Origin of the sequence: Providencia sp. PROV267, from assembly GCF_028477825.1 — a bacterium.
In the GTDB taxonomy this organism is placed as follows: domain Bacteria; phylum Pseudomonadota; class Gammaproteobacteria; order Enterobacterales; family Enterobacteriaceae; genus Providencia; species Providencia stuartii.
Genome location: NZ_JAMPLX010000024.1, coordinates 146,814 through 165,856 on the forward strand (window position 1 = coordinate 146,814; position 19,043 = coordinate 165,856).

At 39.1% G+C, this 19,043-nt stretch carries 17 protein-coding genes; 4 read left to right on the top strand and 13 right to left on the bottom strand.

Annotated elements, in window-relative coordinates; translation table 11 throughout:
* The first annotated feature begins 154 nt into the window (after window positions 1-154).
* Window positions 155-1,332, top strand: a protein-coding gene (locus PR709_RS16600; protein ID WP_104873539.1) for an IS3 family transposase whose coding sequence is annotated in 2 segments (ribosomal slippage) — window positions 155-413 and window positions 413-1,332 — 1,179 coding nt in all. Because the reading frame shifts where the segments join, the coding sequence is not laid out codon by codon here.
* On the opposite strand, the gene PR709_RS16605 is transcribed toward PR709_RS16600, so the two are convergent.
* The 6 genes from PR709_RS16605 to PR709_RS16630 form a co-directional block, all read right to left on the bottom strand.
* The gene (locus PR709_RS16605; protein WP_272571006.1) at window positions 1,251-1,790 is read right to left on the bottom strand and encodes a FimD/PapC N-terminal domain-containing protein; all 540 of its coding nucleotides are present in this window, start codon (window positions 1,788-1,790) and stop codon (window positions 1,251-1,253) included. The genes PR709_RS16600 and PR709_RS16605 overlap by 82 nt on opposite strands.
* Before the next feature lie 95 nt (window positions 1,791-1,885).
* The gene (locus PR709_RS16610; RefSeq protein WP_004925934.1) at window positions 1,886-2,590 is read right to left on the bottom strand and encodes a fimbrial biogenesis chaperone; all 705 of its coding nucleotides are present in this window, start codon (window positions 2,588-2,590) and stop codon (window positions 1,886-1,888) included.
* A gap of 17 nt (window positions 2,591-2,607) precedes the next feature.
* Window positions 2,608-3,177 carry a fimbrial protein gene (locus PR709_RS16615; RefSeq protein WP_004925932.1) on the bottom strand — a complete coding sequence of 190 codons (570 nt, stop codon included), beginning with the start codon at window positions 3,175-3,177 and terminating at the stop codon, window positions 2,608-2,610.
* Between the two features lie 15 nt (window positions 3,178-3,192).
* Window positions 3,193-3,765 (bottom strand): fimbrial protein, encoded by a 573-nt coding sequence (locus PR709_RS16620; protein ID WP_004926099.1) that lies wholly within the window; start codon window positions 3,763-3,765, stop codon window positions 3,193-3,195.
* Window positions 3,746-4,492, bottom strand: a complete 747-nt coding sequence (locus PR709_RS16625) for a fimbrial biogenesis chaperone (protein WP_004925930.1) — start codon at window positions 4,490-4,492, stop codon at window positions 3,746-3,748. Before PR709_RS16625 ends, PR709_RS16620 begins: the two co-directional genes overlap by 20 nt.
* A gap of 80 nt (window positions 4,493-4,572) precedes the next feature.
* Window positions 4,573-5,130: a fimbrial protein gene (locus PR709_RS16630; protein ID WP_004925927.1), complete on the bottom strand. Its 558-nt coding sequence runs from the start codon at window positions 5,128-5,130 to the stop codon at window positions 4,573-4,575.
* Between the two features lie 2,137 nt (window positions 5,131-7,267).
* On the opposite strand from PR709_RS16630, the gene zur reads away from it, so the two are divergent.
* Entirely contained in the window at window positions 7,268-7,783 is a 516-nt protein-coding gene (gene zur, locus PR709_RS16635) for a zinc uptake transcriptional repressor Zur (protein WP_004925923.1), read from the top strand.
* A gap of 166 nt (window positions 7,784-7,949) precedes the next feature.
* Here the strand turns inward: zur and lexA are convergent, their stop codons facing one another.
* Entirely contained in the window at window positions 7,950-8,573 is a 624-nt protein-coding gene (gene lexA / locus PR709_RS16640; protein ID WP_004925920.1) for a transcriptional repressor LexA, read from the bottom strand.
* 136 nt (window positions 8,574-8,709) lie between these two features.
* Window positions 8,710-9,084 (bottom strand): diacylglycerol kinase, encoded by a 375-nt coding sequence (locus tag PR709_RS16645; RefSeq protein ID WP_004925918.1) that lies wholly within the window; start codon window positions 9,082-9,084, stop codon window positions 8,710-8,712.
* 126 nt (window positions 9,085-9,210) lie between these two features.
* Between PR709_RS16645 and plsB the strand changes: the two genes are divergently transcribed.
* Window positions 9,211-11,679, top strand: a complete 2,469-nt coding sequence (plsB, locus tag PR709_RS16650) for a glycerol-3-phosphate 1-O-acyltransferase PlsB (protein WP_004925916.1) — start codon at window positions 9,211-9,213, stop codon at window positions 11,677-11,679.
* 143 nt (window positions 11,680-11,822) lie between these two features.
* On the opposite strand, the gene ubiA is transcribed toward plsB, so the two are convergent.
* The 3 genes from ubiA to pgi all read right to left on the bottom strand — a co-directional run bounded on the left by ubiA (window position 11,823) and on the right by pgi (window position 15,123).
* Entirely contained in the window at window positions 11,823-12,677 is an 855-nt protein-coding gene (gene ubiA, locus PR709_RS16655; protein ID WP_169342289.1) for a 4-hydroxybenzoate octaprenyltransferase, read from the bottom strand.
* Window positions 12,678-12,710: 33 nt separating this feature from the next.
* The gene (ubiC, locus tag PR709_RS16660; RefSeq protein WP_004925912.1) at window positions 12,711-13,217 is read right to left on the bottom strand and encodes a chorismate lyase; all 507 of its coding nucleotides are present in this window, start codon (window positions 13,215-13,217) and stop codon (window positions 12,711-12,713) included.
* Between the two features lie 259 nt (window positions 13,218-13,476).
* Window positions 13,477-15,123: a glucose-6-phosphate isomerase gene (pgi, locus tag PR709_RS16665; protein WP_004925910.1), complete on the bottom strand. Its 1,647-nt coding sequence runs from the start codon at window positions 15,121-15,123 to the stop codon at window positions 13,477-13,479.
* A gap of 264 nt (window positions 15,124-15,387) precedes the next feature.
* Here pgi and lysC point away from each other — a divergent pair, with 264 nt between their 5' ends.
* Window positions 15,388-16,764: a lysine-sensitive aspartokinase 3 gene (lysC, locus tag PR709_RS16670; RefSeq protein WP_004925907.1), complete on the top strand. Its 1,377-nt coding sequence runs from the start codon at window positions 15,388-15,390 to the stop codon at window positions 16,762-16,764.
* Between the two features lie 53 nt (window positions 16,765-16,817).
* Here the strand turns inward: lysC and PR709_RS16675 are convergent, their stop codons facing one another.
* Window positions 16,818-17,435, bottom strand: a complete 618-nt coding sequence (locus PR709_RS16675) for a LysE family translocator (RefSeq protein ID WP_004925905.1) — start codon at window positions 17,433-17,435, stop codon at window positions 16,818-16,820.
* On the bottom strand, window positions 17,432-18,913 hold the full coding sequence (locus PR709_RS16680; protein WP_004925902.1) for a tetratricopeptide repeat protein: 1,482 nt from the start codon (window positions 18,911-18,913) through the stop codon (window positions 17,432-17,434). The genes PR709_RS16675 and PR709_RS16680 overlap by 4 nt, the downstream gene beginning before the upstream one ends.
* Window positions 18,914-19,043 lie beyond the last annotated feature (130 nt).

Genomic DNA, 19,043 nt, shown 5'->3' on the forward strand with positions numbered 1-19,043 from the left:
TTTTGTTACCACTGACAAAATAATTAAAAAATAATGCAGGAACACCATCATCTAATAAGCTAGGATCGATATAACCTTGTACTGTAGTGGCATAGTGAATTTGGTCACTTAGTTAGAGGTGATATCATCACCTCATAAGTTAACAGGTGACACTATGACAAAACGTACAAGACGACTATTTAGCGCAGAATTTAAGTTAGAAGCAGCGCAGTTAGTCCTAGACCAAAACTACTCAGTGACTGAAGCAGCCCAAGCCATGAATGTGGGCAAGTCCACTATGGATAAATGGGTTCGCCAGCTCAGAGAAGAGCGCCAAGGAAAAACACCTAAAGCTTCACCGATGACCCCTGAACAAATAGAAATTCGGGAATTAAAAAAGAAGTTGGCTCGCCTTGAAGAGCATAATGAAATATTAAAAAAAGCCACGGCTCTGTTGATGTCGGACTCACTGAACAATTCTTGATAATCAAGAAACTCAAGCAGAGCTACAGCGTAAAAACATTATGCGAAGTCTTCAATGTTCATCGAAGTAGTTATCACTATTGGCTTAAACGCCCAACGGTAATTAATGCTGAAACAGTAAAACTGCGCAGCTTGGTCAGTGAGGCTCATGCCGCAAGCAATGGCTCTGCGGGTGCGAGAACCATTGCAGATATAGTCACAAATCAGGGTGTAAATCTGAGCCGATACCGAGCGACAAAGCTTATGAGAACGCTTGGGTTAGTGAGTTGCCAAGTACCAAGACATCGTTACCGAAAAGCTTCACAAGAACATATTGAAGTTCCAAATCACTTAGGTCGTCAGTTTGCGGTTACTGCGCCAAATGAAGTCTGGGCTGGCGATGTTACGTATATTTGGACAGGTAATCGGTGGATGTATTTAGCGGTTGTTATCGATCTTTTTGCCCGCAAAGTGATTGGTTGGTCGATGTCGTTATCACCTGATTCTAGGCTAACAGGCAAAGCTCTTTCGATGGCTTATGAGTCTCGTGGTAAGCCTAAAGGTGTCATGTTCCACAGCGATCAAGGTAGTCACTATACCAGTCGTAAATACCGCCAATTATTGTGGCGTTTTCAAATAAAGCAGAGTTTATCGCGCCGAGGAAATTGCTGGGATAATGCGCCGATGGAGCGCTTCTTTAGAAGTCTGAAAACGGAATGGGTGCCAACGGTGGGTTATCGTAGCTTTGCTGAGGCTCAACAAGAGATCACTCGCTACATCATTGGATATTACTGTCAACTCAGGCCACATCAGTATAACGGTGGTCTAACTCCCAATGAGTCAGAACGATTATATTGGGAAAACTCTAAAACAGTGGCCAATTTTAGTTGACCACTACATACCTTGTTATCCATAGCTATTTGAGGAATAGTTAACGTTAATCTTAGGTTTTGGATGTTAGGTGTCACCGTAGCATCTGGAATATATTTAGAAAGGTCTAAAATAGAGGTATCCGGATTAACGCCATTGAAACTCGGTAAAGTTTTAGTAGCCACGCCCCAGTCCTCCAAAAGTTTTGGAGTAAACTCGGGAACAACCTCACCTTGAGGGTTTAATTTAAAATTAACTTTTTTACTACCCAGAATATTACGGTTTACTTCAACAGTGATCAAATACTCACCAGGAGGCACACTATTCGTTGCAGTAAATTTAGATAAGTCAATCTGAGATGCGTCAACCCCCAACTGACTTTCTAACATTGTTGGATCAAAATAATCGTCACCATAGGAATATAGAGACAAAAAAATTAGTGACGATAACATACTTATTTTGAATAATTTCATTTCCATTTCACTGACCTTTATTTGCCTTTATATTCCCAAAGTTAATCGTTAATAATTTAGAAACTCTTAGATATATAAAGCTAAAGCACCTTTAAAATTTATTAATTATCAACAGATCCGTATTTATAGTGATATACATCAGTAGCAGAACCATAATCGTTCATAAAACGCCATCCACCGCTCATTTTCTCGCCATTAAATTTTATTTTATCTAAAACATATTTATTGAAGGGTGGAATTAGTATTGTTTCTTTTAACTCATTACCATTGTAAGTAAAATCGACAATAGTCATATTAAATGGAGTAGGATTATCAATAACCCATTTACCATTATTTTTATTGATAGTAATTTTTTCATAATCCGAGGTTTTAGGGGCGGATATACCTTCCGGCCGATAAAAAGCCTTGATAACAATCGCCGTTACAAATACAACACTCAGCTTATTTTCTTGTTCATTATTTTTTGATGTTGGCGGTATAGCTCTTGCCTTAAAGTAAAAGAGCGACTCTCTATCTTTAGGTAGATTAGAGTAGTCATTGGGTCTAATTCTTACTGAGTATCCACTATTAGCTTCGACTCTAAATAAAGGAGGTAAAACAATAAAATTATTATTCTGAGATTTTTTATCCTCGCCCAACATTGTTGTTTGAACAATGAGTGGATGATTCGAGTCATTTATAAGTTGAATATCTTGACTCACATCCTTATGTGAAAAAATAATTCTACTTTTATTTAGAGATATTCCATTCGCGAATACGCTGGATGTCATCAGTAATGCTATCAAGAACAGTATTTTTTTAAACATTAGAAAAACCAATTTAGTTAGTCAACCATATAAGTTAACGTGAACGTTGACTTGAATTGACCAATGTTTGCGTCAGATGCACAGTCTTTAACCCCATTCTTGCACATTAAATAGGCATAAAACTGTTTTTCCATGACATTTTCTTGAATATTGGTCCAAATTTTGTTTTTATTTTTATCAAAAAAGACATCATCAGCTTGCGTAGCTGTTTCTTTATCACTGATTCTTATAGCAAAAGTTCTCTCACCAGGATCATCTAAGAATCCATTATTTTCAACAACATAGTTACCATCTAAAGTAATATAATTATTAGCAAAGTCATTATTTTTACACTCCGCTAATTTAATCGAAAAAGGTAATTTAACTTTTCCCTCAGCGGAATCAGACTTTAATCTTGCCAAAGCGATTGAACCAAAATCAATGACATTCTGTGAAGTACCTTCAATAAGGATATCACATGTATTTTTAGGTACAGTCACATTAAATTCTATGTCTACCCCTTCTTTATCCTTTGCATTTGCATTTCCAAATAACATACACACGCCTAAAGTAACCGCAAATATAAGATTATTTCTCTTAAAATTCATTATAATAATTCCTTATTATGGTTGCTCTAACGTAATATCTATAGAGGAAAGCAACTCTCCAGGTTTTAAAGAACTTTCACCATCTAATTTAACCACACTAACTTCGAATAAATTTTCTGCTTTACCATTCCCTTTTATAGTAAAAGGTACATGTTCTGATTTTGAAAGTTCAACTATTTTGCAACTGGACTCATCGTCTTTACAAGACCATAATACAAACGCTGCATTTGTTATATTATTAGTGGGATAGATCTTATTCATGCTATTAACTTCAGTACCACTGCCCGAAGTTATTTTCATCAGATATGGTACACCCGCATTTCCATTAGAAAAATCAAAGCTATCACATTCATAACCAAATAAAAATTGCTTCACATGCGTTTTATCTGTAACAGCTTCTTTTATTGTGTTGGTCTGTATCGGTAAATTGAAAGTAACATCTAATGTAGGAGAGACAACTTTACAAGAGCCTTTAATGATATTACCTTTAACTTCAAATTTAACTGCATTTGCAACGCTATTAAAACCCAATAAAAACGGTAACGCTAGGCAACCAAGTTTGATGTATTTAAAGTATTTGGCCATCATATTTCTCCTCGCCACCTAGATCATTAATTACAACCCATGTAGCTTGCTTATTATTCAAACCTCCACCGACTGTATAGCTATAAGAACTATATGGCGCAATCATGGTATTCTTTTTCTGTAGGCTTAAACTGACCTTTTTTCCACCAACCACTAATCTATTTAGATTTATGTAGTAAGGAGAGTTATTTTCAACTACTACACCTGATGGAGAGGATTTGATCACTAACTTCTTATATGCATCTTCTATTGATATAGGTAAATTATTAGGACGATAGAATAATTTTATAATATTATTATAGCCAATATTGATACCCGCACCTGTTGCTGGTCCATTAGTTGAGGGGATCATAGTGCCTGTAAAGTAAAAAACTGTTTCTCTATCTACTGGTAGGCTATGAGGCTGTATAAATATTCTAATATCTTGGCTTTTTTTACTATCAACTTTAACTAAAGGTGGATAAATTGCGAAAGGAACATTTTTACCACCGTTCTCTTGGGTTATAGCAAATTTAGCAAGATAGTTAATACTCGTATTATTTCTTGCACTAATAGAAATGCTTTCCTCTCCTTGAGAATAGACTAATCTTGTAGCATTTAATCCTACTCCACCATTCGCAAATGACTGCGCGGAAATAAATGGTAAAATAAAAACAAACAGTAAAATTAACAATCGCAGATTATCTATCGAAAAATTCAAATTTCTTTGTTTTAGTTTTATTGTTTGCATTATCTAAACCTACATTTTCCATCTTCAATAATAAGAGGCTGTAAATAGCCTCTTATGCCATTATCTAAACTTTATCAGTATTAGTTATAAGATACAGAGAAAGTAACTGGTACGTTTAATGTATCAGGAGCAACACCTACTTGAGTCAGTAAAAGTTTAGCCAATACAGGAATTGTAGTGCTACCGTTAACATCTACAGCGTTAGAGAATTTCAGCTCTGTGTCTACGTTTGGTTTGATATCTTTACCACCTGAAGATAATGCAACTGCTAAAGATTTAGCACCTGTGTTTGCAAAATACTCTGGGAATAGTGGAGATTCTTTACCTTCTGCATGAACGAAAATAGCTGCATCTTCTGCTGCTGCTTTAGAACAGTTAGTCAGGATCAGGTTGAAGTTTTTATCTGAACCTAATTGGTCTTTAACATTCTTACCATTAGTTTGGTCAAGAGTAAAAGTACCCCAATCAATTACAGAACCTTCCGCAGTTGAAGCTACATCACAAGAAGCCGCACGTAATTGAGCTTTGAAACGTACTTCAGTGCTTTTTTTACCTACTTCACCAGCAGCTAATGCTGAACCAGCTACCATTGAACTTGCTAATACTGCGATTGTTACTAGTTTCTTGTTGAATAACATTTTAAATACCTCTGTATTTATAACATGTAGTAGTGAAAGACATTGTTATTTAATGTTCAAATTTAAATTCGTTACATCCTTGTAAATCCAGTCCTAAAATTTTGAATATAAACTTGAATAATCAGCATTAGCCTATTTAGCTAACACCATTAGGGTTAAAAAAATCCTTTTAATCCCCTTTTTAAAGGCAAGTCAAAAAAATTGACTCTAAAAAAGGCACTACCCTTTCTACTTACATACTCAAAAACACATATTAAGTAGTCGTATTTTTACGGTTCTAGTGGCTCTTGAATTTAACTTATTGTTAGCTTTCAGCTATCCAGTAATAGACTCCTGAGCACCGCCTATAGTAAAAAATAAAAATACTATTCCTATAAAGGAAAGTGATGGCCAATATAGAAATAGCTATATGGATAAAATTTTCAACCTAGTTAATTAGTCATTTCATTAACTATTAACTAGACAAAGATAATAGCCAACATCAGGAACATATTTAATGTTAGGAGTTTTCTTATATTTGAAAGATATCAAAATCTTTATCTAATTGCGTTTTCTCTAAAAGCAAAACGTAGTAGCATAATTATCTTTTTCAATATGAAGAATATTTCCAAACATCCTCATCAACTGGTTCCAATATTACCGCAACAATATCTTTTGTCAAAAACACAACAAAAAAGCACTACAAACAAAATATAATATTTACAAACACCAAGACAAAAGCACAAACAACCACAAAAGCTAAAAAATCATATTTTTAGCCATCAAAATTGGATTAATTTATATTTATAAAAGGTAAATAATTTATAAAAATTTACATTTGTATCCATTTGTTTGAAATAATTTCATTATATATAAAACTATAAAAAAGGAATATGCTGAAATAAAATTCTATATTTTATAATCTAACAATACTTAACACCAATTTGCACACAAAAGAAGATAATTAAATCTATGTGGTTGAATTGTTGTAAGATAAGTCTTAATTGACATTCACCCCAAATGTAACAGTTCTTTACTTTTCATGTCATCCGCTTTGAGTGTAATGATTACCCTTTGGTTTTATTTAGAATTTCACCAAGTGGCTATTTTTTAATTAAACTTACGGCATTACTTTACTTAGATACAAAGATGTATCTCCACTCAAAAGAATAATTTTTCAATAGCAATGTTCTATCTCTAATCGTTACCTTTAAAAAACCATGATAATCCTAAACATATCAACGCTGTTCTCCTATATAGATAGGGGAAACATGCCTCATATGCAGTCGCTTAGCAGTGAACGATGATATTCCTTTATCTAAGGGTGAAGTGAGAGAATATAAAGATATTCATCTATAAAGAAGAGATAGAAGTATTTCAAAGACTTCTCGCGGTATGAGTTTATAACTAGAAAAATAAAGTGATATGAAATTCAAGATTTATTTTTGATTATGTGGGTCACGGGCAGTGAAACAATATTCGCTAAATAAATACATTAGAATATATAACTAAGTAAATACTACTCTATTTATGCCTCTACTAATTTTTTATTACAAATTAATTATCCACTAATGAAGTTTATTGATATTGCAGACGATCTTTTAACTATTCATAAAAAGACACTCCCCATAATAGCCTAGTGATTGTTGCTTCTATTGACGAAAAAATACTTACAAAGTACCTTAAGTCACAAATTATCGCTTTATTTTAATTAAATAAGACATCTTAAATAGAATATTTAACCACTATTGAGATACAAAAAACAAAATGCATAATTTTAAATTTTACACCTTAATTTTATAAGGTTAATGACCGTAGACGGTTATAGCATCCCAAAATCGGCAGTTTTGTGCCGTTTACCGATAAACATCGGTCTAACAGAAAAGCCTAGCCTAAAGCCTTACAATTACTGACGGTTAAGAAAAGCGCCCAAACTGTGTTATGACAATTAACCTCAAGCGATACATTTAAAATGTAATATGACTCTATTTTTGTCCGATATTGCGGATTAAAATTTTCATTCTTGTTTTTGATAAATAACTATTTTTCTCTATGTTAGCCCTTTTGCTCTCTTCTTATTTCCATCTCTATCTGCAATGAAGTTATGGTAAACTTGTTTACAACAGCAATTTTCAGTTTTGATGTAAGGTCAATTACCATGAAAAAAATGAGTGAAGATAAACTGCTAGTGATGGCCGAAAAAATTTGCCAATCAAGAGGCGTTCGGCTCACACCGCAAAGAGAAACTGTTTTACGCCTGATTGCACAGCAACATGGCGCAATCAGTGCTTATGACTTATTAGATTTATTAAGAGAGGTAGAGCCTCAAGCAAAACCACCAACGATTTATAGAGGCTTAGAGTTCTTAATAGAGCAAGGGTTTATTCATAAAATAGAATCAACAAATAGTTATGTTATCTGTCACCATTTCGATAACCCGAGTCATATCTCAGTAATGTTGATTTGTGATCATTGCGGAAGTGTCACAGAGAGTGATTGCACAACAATTGAAACAGCAATTATGTCTCTTGCAAACAGCCACCAATTTCACCTGAGACACACTGTGGTAGAAAATCATGGATTATGTCATGAATGTTACGAACTCAGCACTTGCCAGGATCATGAACATTGTGAACACAACCATGAGCAACCCGTTATCACAAAGAAGAAATAAGAAGTGGCGTAGAATTACTGCTGATAGTAGGTACTTGCTGAGGGAGCACTTAAATAGAGTGGCAGACTTTTTATCTAATTTAATAACCTAGTGACAAACCTAGGTTGATATTAGAAAACAGTAAAATCTGCCAGCAATATTTTGAAGGGTGGTTATAAGACCAATATTAACACCAATCACCATTGCGAATCACACCTACCGCTAATCCTTCAATAGTGAAATTTTGTTGACGTAAATCGACAATAATAGGTGCAAACTCTGGGTTTTCGGCGATTAACTCAACGCGGTTACCTTGTTGCTTAAAGCGTTTTACTGTAACCTCATCTTCAATACGCGCCACAACCACTTGCCCATTACGGACATCTTGTGTTTTATGAACGGCTAACAGGTCACCATCCATAATCCCGATATCTTTCATCGACATCCCATTAACACGCAATAAAAAGTCAGCATGTGGTTTGAATAGCTCAGGATCAACCTGATAATGACTTTCAATATGCTCTTGCGCTAATAAAGGTTCGCCGGCAGCGACACGCCCAATTAAAGGTAGCCCCTGAATTTCAGGATCATTTTCTTCTTCAAGCAGTAAACGGATACCACGAGAAGCCCCTGAAACAATCTCTATCACCCCTTTACGAGCTAAGGCCTTAAGATGCTCTTCTGCCGCATTAGGCGAACGAAAACCAAGGCTTGCTGCTATTTCAGCACGTGTAGGTGGCATACCCGTCTGAGAAATGTGATCGCGCACCAGATCATAAACTTGCTGTTGTCTAGCGGTCAGTGCTTTCATTTCGTTCCCCTGTTTGTTTATACAGTCAGACTGTGAGTATATACAGGTAAATGAAGATTTGAAACACTTAAATCACTCGAATGCCATATTTGCCAGTAATCTCACCGATAATCGCTCTGTTTTCGATATTTTCTGACTAGCCAACGAAATAATGCTGCCACAATATCGTCGCCCAAATAACTAAAGCTAACCCAATCGTGATAAACACAGCCGCTGAGCCAATATCTTTCGCTCGTCCAGACAACTCATGATATTCACTTCCTACACGATCCACGACCGCCTCTATTGCACTGTTAATTAATTCTACGATAGCGACCAGTACAACAGAGCTAATCAATAATAATCGGTCGATATAGCTAACATCCAGCCATAACGCGATAATGACAGCAAGTATTGCCGCAACGGATTCTTGCCGAAATGCAGCCTCATTGACCCAAGCTGCTTTCAACCCTTTAAGGGAGTAACCCGCAGCCTTAATTACACGCGTAAATCCCTTAGTTTGGTTTGCCATATTTATTCCTCAAAATTACAAAACAATAATCATTTTTTGCGGTCAAAGTTAATTGTCAGTAACAGATTTGCCAGTTGATTTCTGGTATGCTTGCGAAGCATTGTTAACAAGAGGCTATAATCATTTATGTCACTATGGCGTAAAATATATTACAACACGTTGAATTTACCACTTAAATTACTGGTAAAGAGCAAACTCGTTCCAACGGACCCTATTTCAGAACTTGAATTGGACACCAGTCGGCCCACATTATATGTGCTGCCATATCATTCTAAATCTGACCTTTTAACATTACGTCACCAATGCTTATCTATCGGCCTACCTGATCCTTTGGTCGATAATGACATTAATGGCACTAAATTACCGGCTTACGTCTTTATTGATGATGGCCCTAGAGTATTTCGTTATTATTCTCCTAATCCACGTAAAGAATCGGTGAAGGTATTCCATGCCTACTTAGATTTGCATCGTAGTAATCCGAATCTTGATATCCAAATGCTACCGGCTTCTGTCATGTTCGGTCGCTCTCCTGGGCGTGAAGGGCATACACCGGCGCCGCCATTGCGTTTACTTAACGGTATTCAAAAGTTCTTTGCCATAATCTGGCTTGGGCGAGATAGCTTTGTTCGCTTTTCCCCTCCAGTGTCGATGGGCTTGATGGCGCAAGAACATGGCACAGATACTATTATTGCGAATAAACTTGCACGGGTCGCGCGTATTCACTATTCACGCCAACGCCTTGCTGCTGTTGGCCCTAAATTGCCTGTTCGCCAAGAGCTATTCAATAAGCTGCTAACCTCAAAAGCCATTGAAAAGGCGGTTGAAGACGAAGCCCGTAGCAAAAAAATTCCACTGAAGAAAGCTCAGCAAAATGCCGTCAATATGATGGAAGAAATTGCCGCTAACTTCTCTTATGAAGCGATACGTCTTACTGACCGAGTGTTAAGTTGGACTTGGAACCGCTTATATCAAGGGATCAACGTTCAGCATGCCGAGCGAGTTCGCCAATTGGCGCAAGATGGTCATGAAATCGTTTATGTGCCTTCTCATCGCAGCCACATGGATTACTTGCTGCTGTCATACGTTTTATATCATCAAGGCTTAGTTCCTCCTCATATCGCGGCAGGTATCAACTTGAATTTCTGGCCAGCGGGGCCTATTTTCCGTCACCTCGGCGCTTTCTTTATTCGTCGAACCTTTAAAGGTAATAAACTCTATTCAACCGTATTCCGTGAGTACCTCAGTGAATTATTTGCGCGGGGTTACTCTATTGAATATTTTGTTGAAGGTGGCCGCTCCCGTACAGGCCGTTTACTTCAGCCAAAAACAGGTACCTTGTCGATGACGCTACAAGCGATGCTACGTGGCGACTCTCGTCCTATTACGATCGTGCCCGTTTATATTGGCTATGAAAATGTTCTGGAAGTGGGAACTTATGCCAAAGAGCTACGTGGTGCTGAAAAAGAGAAAGAAGGCTTCTTTTCGATGGTTCGCGGCCTACGTAAATTACGTAACTTAGGCCAAGGCTATGTGAATTTTGGTCAGCCTATTTCACTCTCTCAATATCTCACAAAACGTGTACCTGATTGGCGCGACTCGATTGACCCTATCGAACCTCAGCGCCCGAGTTGGTTAAACCCAATCGTCAGTGGGCTAGCAGATCACATTATGGTCAATATTAATAATGCTGCGGCAGCTAACGCTATTAACCTGTGCTCAACGGCATTACTTGCGTCGCGCCAACGTTCATTAACGCGTGAGCAACTTATTGAGCAAGTCGATTGTTACCTACAGTTATTGCGTAATGTTCCTTATACGGCTGATGCAACAACACCAAATAAAACAGCGGAGCAATTGTTAGAACATGCTTTGCAGATGGATAAGTTTGAAGTCGAAAAAGATAGTATGGGAGACATTATCATTCTTCCTCGTGAGAATGCCGTTCTCATGACCTATTATCGTAATAACATTCATCACTTATTGGTGTTGCCATCACTGATCTCGAGCATTGTGCTCCATCATGAAAGTATTAGCCGCCAAGATATCCACTATCAAGTAGGGCAAATTTACCCCTTCCTCAAAGCTGAATTGTTTATGCGTTTTGATAGTGGCTCTTTGGTTGAAGTCGTTGATACCTTAATTGATGAGCTAAATAACCAGAAATTAGTGTGCTTAAAAGAAGACGATATTGTCATTCTTAATCCACGTCGTATACGCCCATTACAGTTGCTCGCAGCAGGTGTTCGCGAAACCTTACAGCGCTATGCGATTACGCTTTCTTTACTCAATGCGAGTCCAGAAATTAGCCGTAATACATTAGAAAAGGAGAGCCGCATGCTAGCTCAGCGTCTTTCTGTGCTGCACGGTATTAACGCTCCTGAATTCTTCGATAAAGCAGTCTTTTCAATCTTAGTCGAAACGCTACGGGAAGAAGGCTACATTGATAATGATGAAAACGATATTTTCACGGCCAATGCGAAAAAACTCTATGCGGTTATTTCGCGTTTAATGTCGCCAGAAATTCGTTTGACTATTGAGAGCGTGAGTCAACCAGAGGAGCGCGCTACTGAGACAGAAAAATCAAAAGAAGACTAACTTTTAAGTCTAAAGAAACCAAAAGGGGGAATGCAATTCATGTTCCCCCTTATAAACAAAATCCCACGTTAAAAACGTAGGGTCGTCAGTACGTAAAAGGGGTAATGTGCTTCACATTACCCCTTTACTATTCCACAAATGGTTTACAAGTAACTTAAGAAAATCCCAATAAATAAGATCAATCCAACATAGTTATTATTTAAAAAGGCTTTAAAACACGGTGCTCGTTCCCTATCTACCATTAATTTTTGTTGGTAAATAAACAGCAATGCCGATAGTGATAGTGCGATATAGTACACCGCTCCTAAATCAGCCAATGAACCCACTAACACCAATAAAACAATCATCACGATCTGTAAAATACCAATAATCAGCTTGTCATATTGGCCAAACAGTATCGCTGTTGATTTAACGCCGATTTTTAAATCATCATTGCGGTCAACCATCGCATACTGGGTATCATAAATCACGGACCACAAGATATTGACCAAAAACAGTACCCAGCACACCAATGGTAACGATTCACTGACAGCAGAGAAGCCCATCGGGATAGACCAACCAAATGCGGCACCTAAAACAACTTGAGGTAAGTGGCTGACTCGCTTAACAAAAGGATAAATCCACGCCAAAGCTAATCCGGCAACAGATAGCCAGATAGTCATTGAATTTAGCGTCAGTACCAATAAAAATGAGAGACCAACGAGGCTAGCGAATAAAATTTTTGCTTCTTTTTCTGTCACATCACCACTGGGTAATGGGCGGTGTTTCGTTCGCTCAACATGGCCATCAAAGTGACGGTCTGCGAAATCGTTAATCACGCATCCGGCTGCACGCATCAAGAAAACGCCCGCCGTAAAGACAATAAGAATATGTAAACTCGGTATACTTTGAGCGGCAATCCACAACGCCCAATAGGTTGGCCATAACAATAATAGCGACCCTATCGGCCTATCAATACGCATCAAACGGCTGTAGGCATGCCATTTACTTAGCGCCATACTTCCCTCCATTTGTTGTGCTCCTTTTATTTTTTATCTTTTATATGCAGGTGATTCAGGTAAAAACAGTTCGGTTAATAATAAAGGTTTTTCAGATAATCTTAATAGAGAGCGGCGGATCCATCGCAAATTTTGCTGCCCTATATGAATATAATCACGGGAAAGATTATCATGGCTAAAGAGATAACGCCCTAACGGTACAGCACCGATATCAATAAGTTTCCGGTCTTCACCAGTCAATGTCTCCTGTGGAATTAACGTTCGTCCAAGTAACCATGGAATATTATCACCATACATAATGACTTCACGTAACCAATAATATTCACTGACAGGTAAACACGCCGCTTCTTCTTCGCTCAATGCCTCTTGAGTCACATAACGTTGCGTATAAGGAACAACCGTGACACGTTGGCAATGCTGCTCTAAGCGTTTTGTCATCGACCCTAGTTCATGTAGCCAATCTAAAACATTTTCAGGAACAAGGTCATCATCTTCTGATAGCCATGTTATCGGGTGAGAGATAAAAAGCGTTTCATCCATTACTCATCATTCCACCACTATACTGTGTGGTTTTGTATCATATTGGTTCTTAGCATGAAGGATATCACGTTGCCTTGCGATAAGGTTAAAGTTAGCTAACAAATTAGTTAAAAAATCACAAATCCCACATGAATTGTAAAATTTTCTTAAAATAATTTTTAACGCTAATGAGTCATACACACAAAATGATCAAGTAGAAATGATTAAATAGCGACAGCCTGCCATTATGGCAGGCTGTGAAAGGTAGCTATGACGCTTATCAACGCCAAGCTTTATAACGATTAATTAGTCCATTAGTTGAGCTATCATGGCTGCTGATTTCGTCTTTACTTTCTAACTCAGGCAAAATTCGGCTCGCCAATTGCTTCCCAAGCTCTACACCCCATTGGTCAAAGGTGAAAATATTCAGAATTGCCCCTTGCGTGAAGATCTTATGTTCATACATCGCAATGAGTGCACCTAATGAATAAGGTGTGATCTCTTTAAGCAAGATTGAGTTTGTTGGGCGGTTACCTTCAAACACTTTATAAGGAGCAACATACTCCATATCCGCAGGGTTTTTACCTTGAGCCGCAAATTCCGCATCAACAACTTCACGCGTCTTACCAAATGCCAACGCTTCCGTTTGAGCAAAGAAATTCGACAGTAATTTATCGTGATGATCACCGAGTGGATTATGCGTTACTGCTGGCGCAATAAAATCACAAGGGATCATTTTAGTTCCTTGATGGATCAATTGATAAAAGGCATGTTGGCCGTTCGTGCCCGGTTCACCCCAAATAATTGGCCCCGTTTGATAAGAAACTTTGTTGCCATTACGGTCAATATACTTACCATTTGACTCCATATTTCCTTGTTGGAAATAAGCGGCAAAACGGTGCATATATTGATCATATGGCAGAATCGCTTCAGTTTCCGACTCAAAAAAGTTGTTATACCAAATGCCAATTAAGCCAAGGAGAACAGGAATATTCTTTTCAAAAGCCGTTTGGGTAAAGTGCTTATCCATTGCATGAGCCCCTTCGAGGAGCTGAACAAAATTGTCATAACCCACAGACAAGATAATGGATAGGCCAATCGCTGACCATAATGAATAACGGCCACCAACCCAATCCCAAAACTCAAACATATTTGCCGTATCAATACCGAACTTCGCGACTTGCTCACTATTGGTTGACAGTGCCACGAAATGTTTTGCGATATGCTGTTCATCTTTCGCTTGTGCGAGCAACCAATCACGCGCTGAATGCGCATTCGTCATGGTTTCTTGCGTCGTGAAGGTTTTTGATGCGATTAAAAACAGAGTTGTTTCTGGATTTAAAACTTTCAACGTTTCCGCTATCTGCGTGCCATCAACGTTAGAAACAAAGTGCATATTTAAGTGATTTTTATAAGGGCGTAGCGCTTCGGTGACCATAAATGGACCAAGATCTGAGCCACCGATACCGATATTCACCACATCCGTGATAGCCTTGCCAGTATACCCTTTCCACTCGCCATTAATAATGCGCTCACTAAATTGATGCATCTTTTCTAAGACCGCGTTGACATCTGGCATCACATCTTTGCCATCAACATAAATCGGTGTATTGTCACGGTTACGTAGTGCGATATGCAATACAGCACGATCTTCGGTACGGTTAATTTTTTCACCACTGAACATACTATTCATTGCGCTTTTTAGCTGAGTCTCTTCAGCCAATGCGAATAACTTATCCAATGTTTCTTGAGTAATTCGGTTTTTGGAGTAGTCCACCAAAATTTGGTCGTCAAATGTCGCGGAAAATTTGGTAAAGCGATCATTGTCTTGTTTGAACAGGTCGCGCATATGGGTATCTTTCATTTGCGCAAAATGTTGCTCTAGCGCCCGCCATGCTGCCGTTTGGCTTGGATTAATACTATTCATGGATAACACTCTCCAAAATATTTGAAATAAAAATAATTGTAACTCGCCGAGTCATCTTGACCTATCACTTTCCTGCGTTCTTGCAATCCTTATGATATTGGGCAATTTTTTGCAATTTTTCCAGAGCTTATTACAGCCATCGGGAAAAGCGATAATAAATTAGTCATCATTAGAATTACTGATTTGCATCGATTCTTCATTGACGGCATCGGCCTAACCCGATATTTCTATATAAAAAATAGATTGCCAAAAGGGATTGATACCATGAATGCAGTAGCCTCTTTGCCAGAAAATAATCCGTACGTTATCGCCAAATTTGGGGGGACAAGTGTCGCTAATTTTGAAGCCATGAACAAAAGTGCAGACGTTGTTCTTTCGAACAATAATGTCCGCGTAGTGGTACTTTCTGCTTCTGCGGGTATCACTAATTTGTTGATAGAGCTTGCCGAAGGTTGCGATGCCGACAAACGTAATCAGCTACTGCAAAAAGTTAAAGAGATCCAATATGCGATTATTGATCATTTACAACATGCGGAAGTAATTCGCGAAGAGATTAATCGTTTATTAGATAATATTGCTCATTTGGCAGATTCCGCTTCTCTGGCAACTTCCGATGCGCTCACCGATGAAATGGTGAGTCACGGTGAACTTATGTCGACTTTGCTGTTTGTTGAAGTCCTCCGCCAGCGTGGGGCTAACTCACAATGGTTTGATGTGCGCAAAGTAATGAAAACAAATGCAAACTTTGGTCGCGCTGAACCCGACCTTTTGCAATTAAAAGAGTCGGCCCAACAACACTTGCTCCCTCGCCTACAGGGTTCTTTAGTCATTACACAAGGTTTTATTGGGCAAGATAGCAAAGGACGCACAACAACACTTGGCCGTGGCGGTAGCGATTATACCGCGGCATTATTGGCTGAAGTTCTCAATTTAGCACGTGTTGATATCTGGACAGACGTTCCTGGTATTTACACGACAGATCCACGCGTCGTACCCGCAGCACAGCGTATTGATGAAATTGCTTTTGACGAAGCCGCGGAAATGGCAACGTTTGGCGCTAAAATATTGCATCCAGCAACGCTATTACCTGCGGTACGTGCTGGGATCCCTGTTTTTGTTGGCTCCAGTAAAGAGCCACAAGCTGGCGGAACCTTAGTGTGTGATAAAACCGCGAATGCCCCTCAATTTAGAGCGTTAGCACTGCGCCGTAAACAAACACTGCTCACGTTACATAGCCTAAAAATGCTGCATGCTCGAGGCTTCTTAGCTGAAATATTCACGATTTTATTACGTCACAATATTTCCGTTGACTTGATCACCACATCCGAGGTGAGCGTAGCCCTCACATTAGACACCACTGGCTCTACAGGTACAAATGGTAGCTTACTCACCAACGCACTGATGACAGAGCTATCAGCGCTATGCCGCGTAGAAGTAGAAGAAAACTTAGCGCTAGTGGCCATCATTGGTAACGAACTGTCGCAAGTAAATGGCCTCGGCAAACAAATTTTTGGGGCGCTAGAATCCTTCAATATCCGAATGATCAGCTACGGTGCCAGCAGCCATAATATCTGCCTACTGGTACCAGGTAATGACGCGGAAGAGATAGTGCGCACTCTGCATTCAAATCTATTTGAATAACGGCTCACTTTACTGAGAAGACAGGCGCTCTTAGATAAAGGGCGCCTTTGACTTTATCGGCGAGAGAAAGCTAATTTAGCCGCGAACATAATAAAAATTAGCCCTGTTGTTCTGTCCATCCAGCGAATTACCGCCGGTTTTTTAAATAATGTCGATAGGGGGCGGGTAGCACCAATCAACAAGCCACTCCAAATAATCCCTAAAATGACATGGATCCCCACCAGCAAAAATGTCCACATCACTACATCTTTTCCGGCAGGGATAAATTGCGGTAAAAATGAGACATAGAAAATACCTACTTTTGGGTTAAGTAAATTGCCCAAAAAGCCTCGCATAAACCAATTTTGTTGCTTGGTGGATGTCGCGTTATTACCTGAAAAATGGTTTCTCGGTTTCAATAGCATTTGAACACCAAGCCAACACAAATAGGCAGCACCACACCATTTTAAAATAGAGTAAGCGAGTTCAGAGGCGGCAATCAGTGCGCCTAAACCAAAGGCTACCATAGCCCCCCACGCCAAACACCCTAACCCAATTCCTGCCGCGGCGGCAAAGGCCGTTCGTGTTCCCTGAACCGTTGATGTTCTTAAAATTAGTGCGGTATCAATACCTGGTGTTATTGTTAGCAATGTTGCCGCGAGTACATATGCGACCATCAATTCAGCTATCATTCATCACCTCCCTTTATCTTAGCCATCGCCTTTTGTACATTTGCCGTGTACTCCAACATCGCTGCTGTCACCGCTGCATTCTCTTTTAACAACCTTAAATTTTTTTGTGCTGTTGTATCATCCTGCTGACTCGCCCGCTCAAACCACATGATGGCTCGAAAGATATTTTTATCGCCACCAAGCCCCTTGGCATACATGACGGCAAGGTTATTTTGTGCATCACTGAGGCCTTGAAACGCGGATTGTTGCCATAATTCCCGCGCTCTTCGCGCATCTTGTTTTACCCCATTTCCCGTTAAGTAAAAAATGGCCAATTGATTTTTTGATTGGATATCATCCTGCTCTGAGGCTTGTAGCCAACTCACCACTTTTTGAATATCTATCTCAGGGAGTTGCCCTGCAATATACAATTCAGCGAGTTTTGTTTGTGCTTCGACAATATCATCCTCGGCCATGCTCATATACCATTCAATGGCTTTTCCATGATTGGCTTTGACACCGCCTAACCCTTTTTCGTAAAACTCCGCGACTTTCATTGCAGCAGGAACAGAACCATTATTGGCGCCTAGCAAATACCACTCAAAGGCACTGCCAAGATCTTTGCCTACACCATCACCCTCTTCATAGCCCCGCCCCATCACAAACAGTGCATCTGTATACCCCTGTGATGCAGCACGCTTATACCAATACATCGCTTGATACGGGTTCTTTTCAATCAAACGGTGGCCTTCATAATAGAGATCCCCCATATTCATTTGTGCAATTGCTGAACCCATATTTGCTGCTTGTCGATACAAATCAATGGCTTTTTCCTCGTCCTGCTGAACGCCTTCACCCTTTTCATATAAGACAGCTAAGTTATTGACTGCCGCAGCCACTCCCTGCTGTGCACTCTTTTCATACCACATTTTGGCTTTTTGATAATCAACCTCACCGTCTAAGCCATCGTAATAAAACATACCTAACGCCAACTGGCTATACGCGCCCCCTTGTTCGGCGGACTTCGTATACCATGCTTTAGCTTGTTTATAATCTTGCTCCAAGCCTAAGCCGCGCTCATACAAAAAACCTAAACTATATTGGCAATCAGGGTCACCCTTTTCTGCCCCTTTCCGATACCAGCGCACTGCCTCTGCATATTTTTGCTGCTGTTGTGCTAAAAGCCCTAAATAATAGTCACCATCGGCACTGCCGCGATCAGAGACTTTTTTAAACCAAATGAAAGCCTTATCTGCATCAGGAGATAAATAATCAGTACCATCCATATAAACAAGGCCAATATTGAGCATGGCATCAATATCACCAGACTCAGCTTCTTTTAATTTATGAGTAAACTCGACAGGAAGGTTTTCAGGGGGTGTGGCAAGAGAAGCTGGCGGTTGCTGTTTTCCTTGTACCGATAATGTTTCCTTGGAATTAGCCTGCACAAAAGCAGCACTGCCTAAACAAAGCAAAAATATTAAGGGTCGTAAATTCATTCAATCAATCCATTCGCCAGCATTATGCTTATAACATAACACTCCTCATGGAAAAGCATAAGCGTTCAGCTCCTAAAATCAGCAACGAATAATAGAATATTTAGGCATATTTTAGGTGGTGAAAAACCGT

Excerpts from the sequence above, each read along its gene's own strand:
- PR709_RS16645 (WP_004925918.1), bottom strand. The coding sequence starts at position 9,084 with ATGGCAAACCAAACTAAGGGATTTACGCGTGTAATTAAGGCTGCGGGT.
- plsB (WP_004925916.1), top strand. The coding sequence starts at position 9,211 with ATGTCACTATGGCGTAAAATATATTACAACACGTTGAATTTACCACTT.
- PR709_RS16620 (WP_004926099.1), bottom strand. The coding sequence starts at position 3,765 with ATGATGGCCAAATACTTTAAATACATCAAACTTGGTTGCCTAGCGTTA.
- PR709_RS16615 (WP_004925932.1), bottom strand. The coding sequence starts at position 3,177 with ATGAATTTTAAGAGAAATAATCTTATATTTGCGGTTACTTTAGGCGTG.
- PR709_RS16680 (WP_004925902.1), bottom strand. The coding sequence starts at position 18,913 with ATGAATTTACGACCCTTAATATTTTTGCTTTGTTTAGGCAGTGCTGCT.
- ubiA (WP_169342289.1), bottom strand. The coding sequence starts at position 12,677 with ATGGCGCTAAGTAAATGGCATGCCTACAGCCGTTTGATGCGTATTGAT.
- PR709_RS16610 (WP_004925934.1), bottom strand. The coding sequence starts at position 2,590 with ATGTTTAAAAAAATACTGTTCTTGATAGCATTACTGATGACATCCAGC.
- pgi (WP_004925910.1), bottom strand. The coding sequence starts at position 15,123 with ATGAATAGTATTAATCCAAGCCAAACGGCAGCATGGCGGGCGCTAGAG.
- PR709_RS16625 (WP_004925930.1), bottom strand. The coding sequence starts at position 4,492 with ATGCAAACAATAAAACTAAAACAAAGAAATTTGAATTTTTCGATAGAT.
- PR709_RS16605 (WP_272571006.1), bottom strand. The coding sequence starts at position 1,790 with ATGGAAATGAAATTATTCAAAATAAGTATGTTATCGTCACTAATTTTT.
- PR709_RS16630 (WP_004925927.1), bottom strand. The coding sequence starts at position 5,130 with ATGTTATTCAACAAGAAACTAGTAACAATCGCAGTATTAGCAAGTTCA.
- lysC (WP_004925907.1), top strand. The coding sequence starts at position 15,388 with ATGAATGCAGTAGCCTCTTTGCCAGAAAATAATCCGTACGTTATCGCC.
- ubiC (WP_004925912.1), bottom strand. The coding sequence starts at position 13,217 with ATGGATGAAACGCTTTTTATCTCTCACCCGATAACATGGCTATCAGAA.
- lexA (WP_004925920.1), bottom strand. The coding sequence starts at position 8,573 with ATGAAAGCACTGACCGCTAGACAACAGCAAGTTTATGATCTGGTGCGC.
- zur (WP_004925923.1), top strand. The coding sequence starts at position 7,268 with ATGAAAAAAATGAGTGAAGATAAACTGCTAGTGATGGCCGAAAAAATT.
- PR709_RS16675 (WP_004925905.1), bottom strand. The coding sequence starts at position 17,435 with ATGATAGCTGAATTGATGGTCGCATATGTACTCGCGGCAACATTGCTA.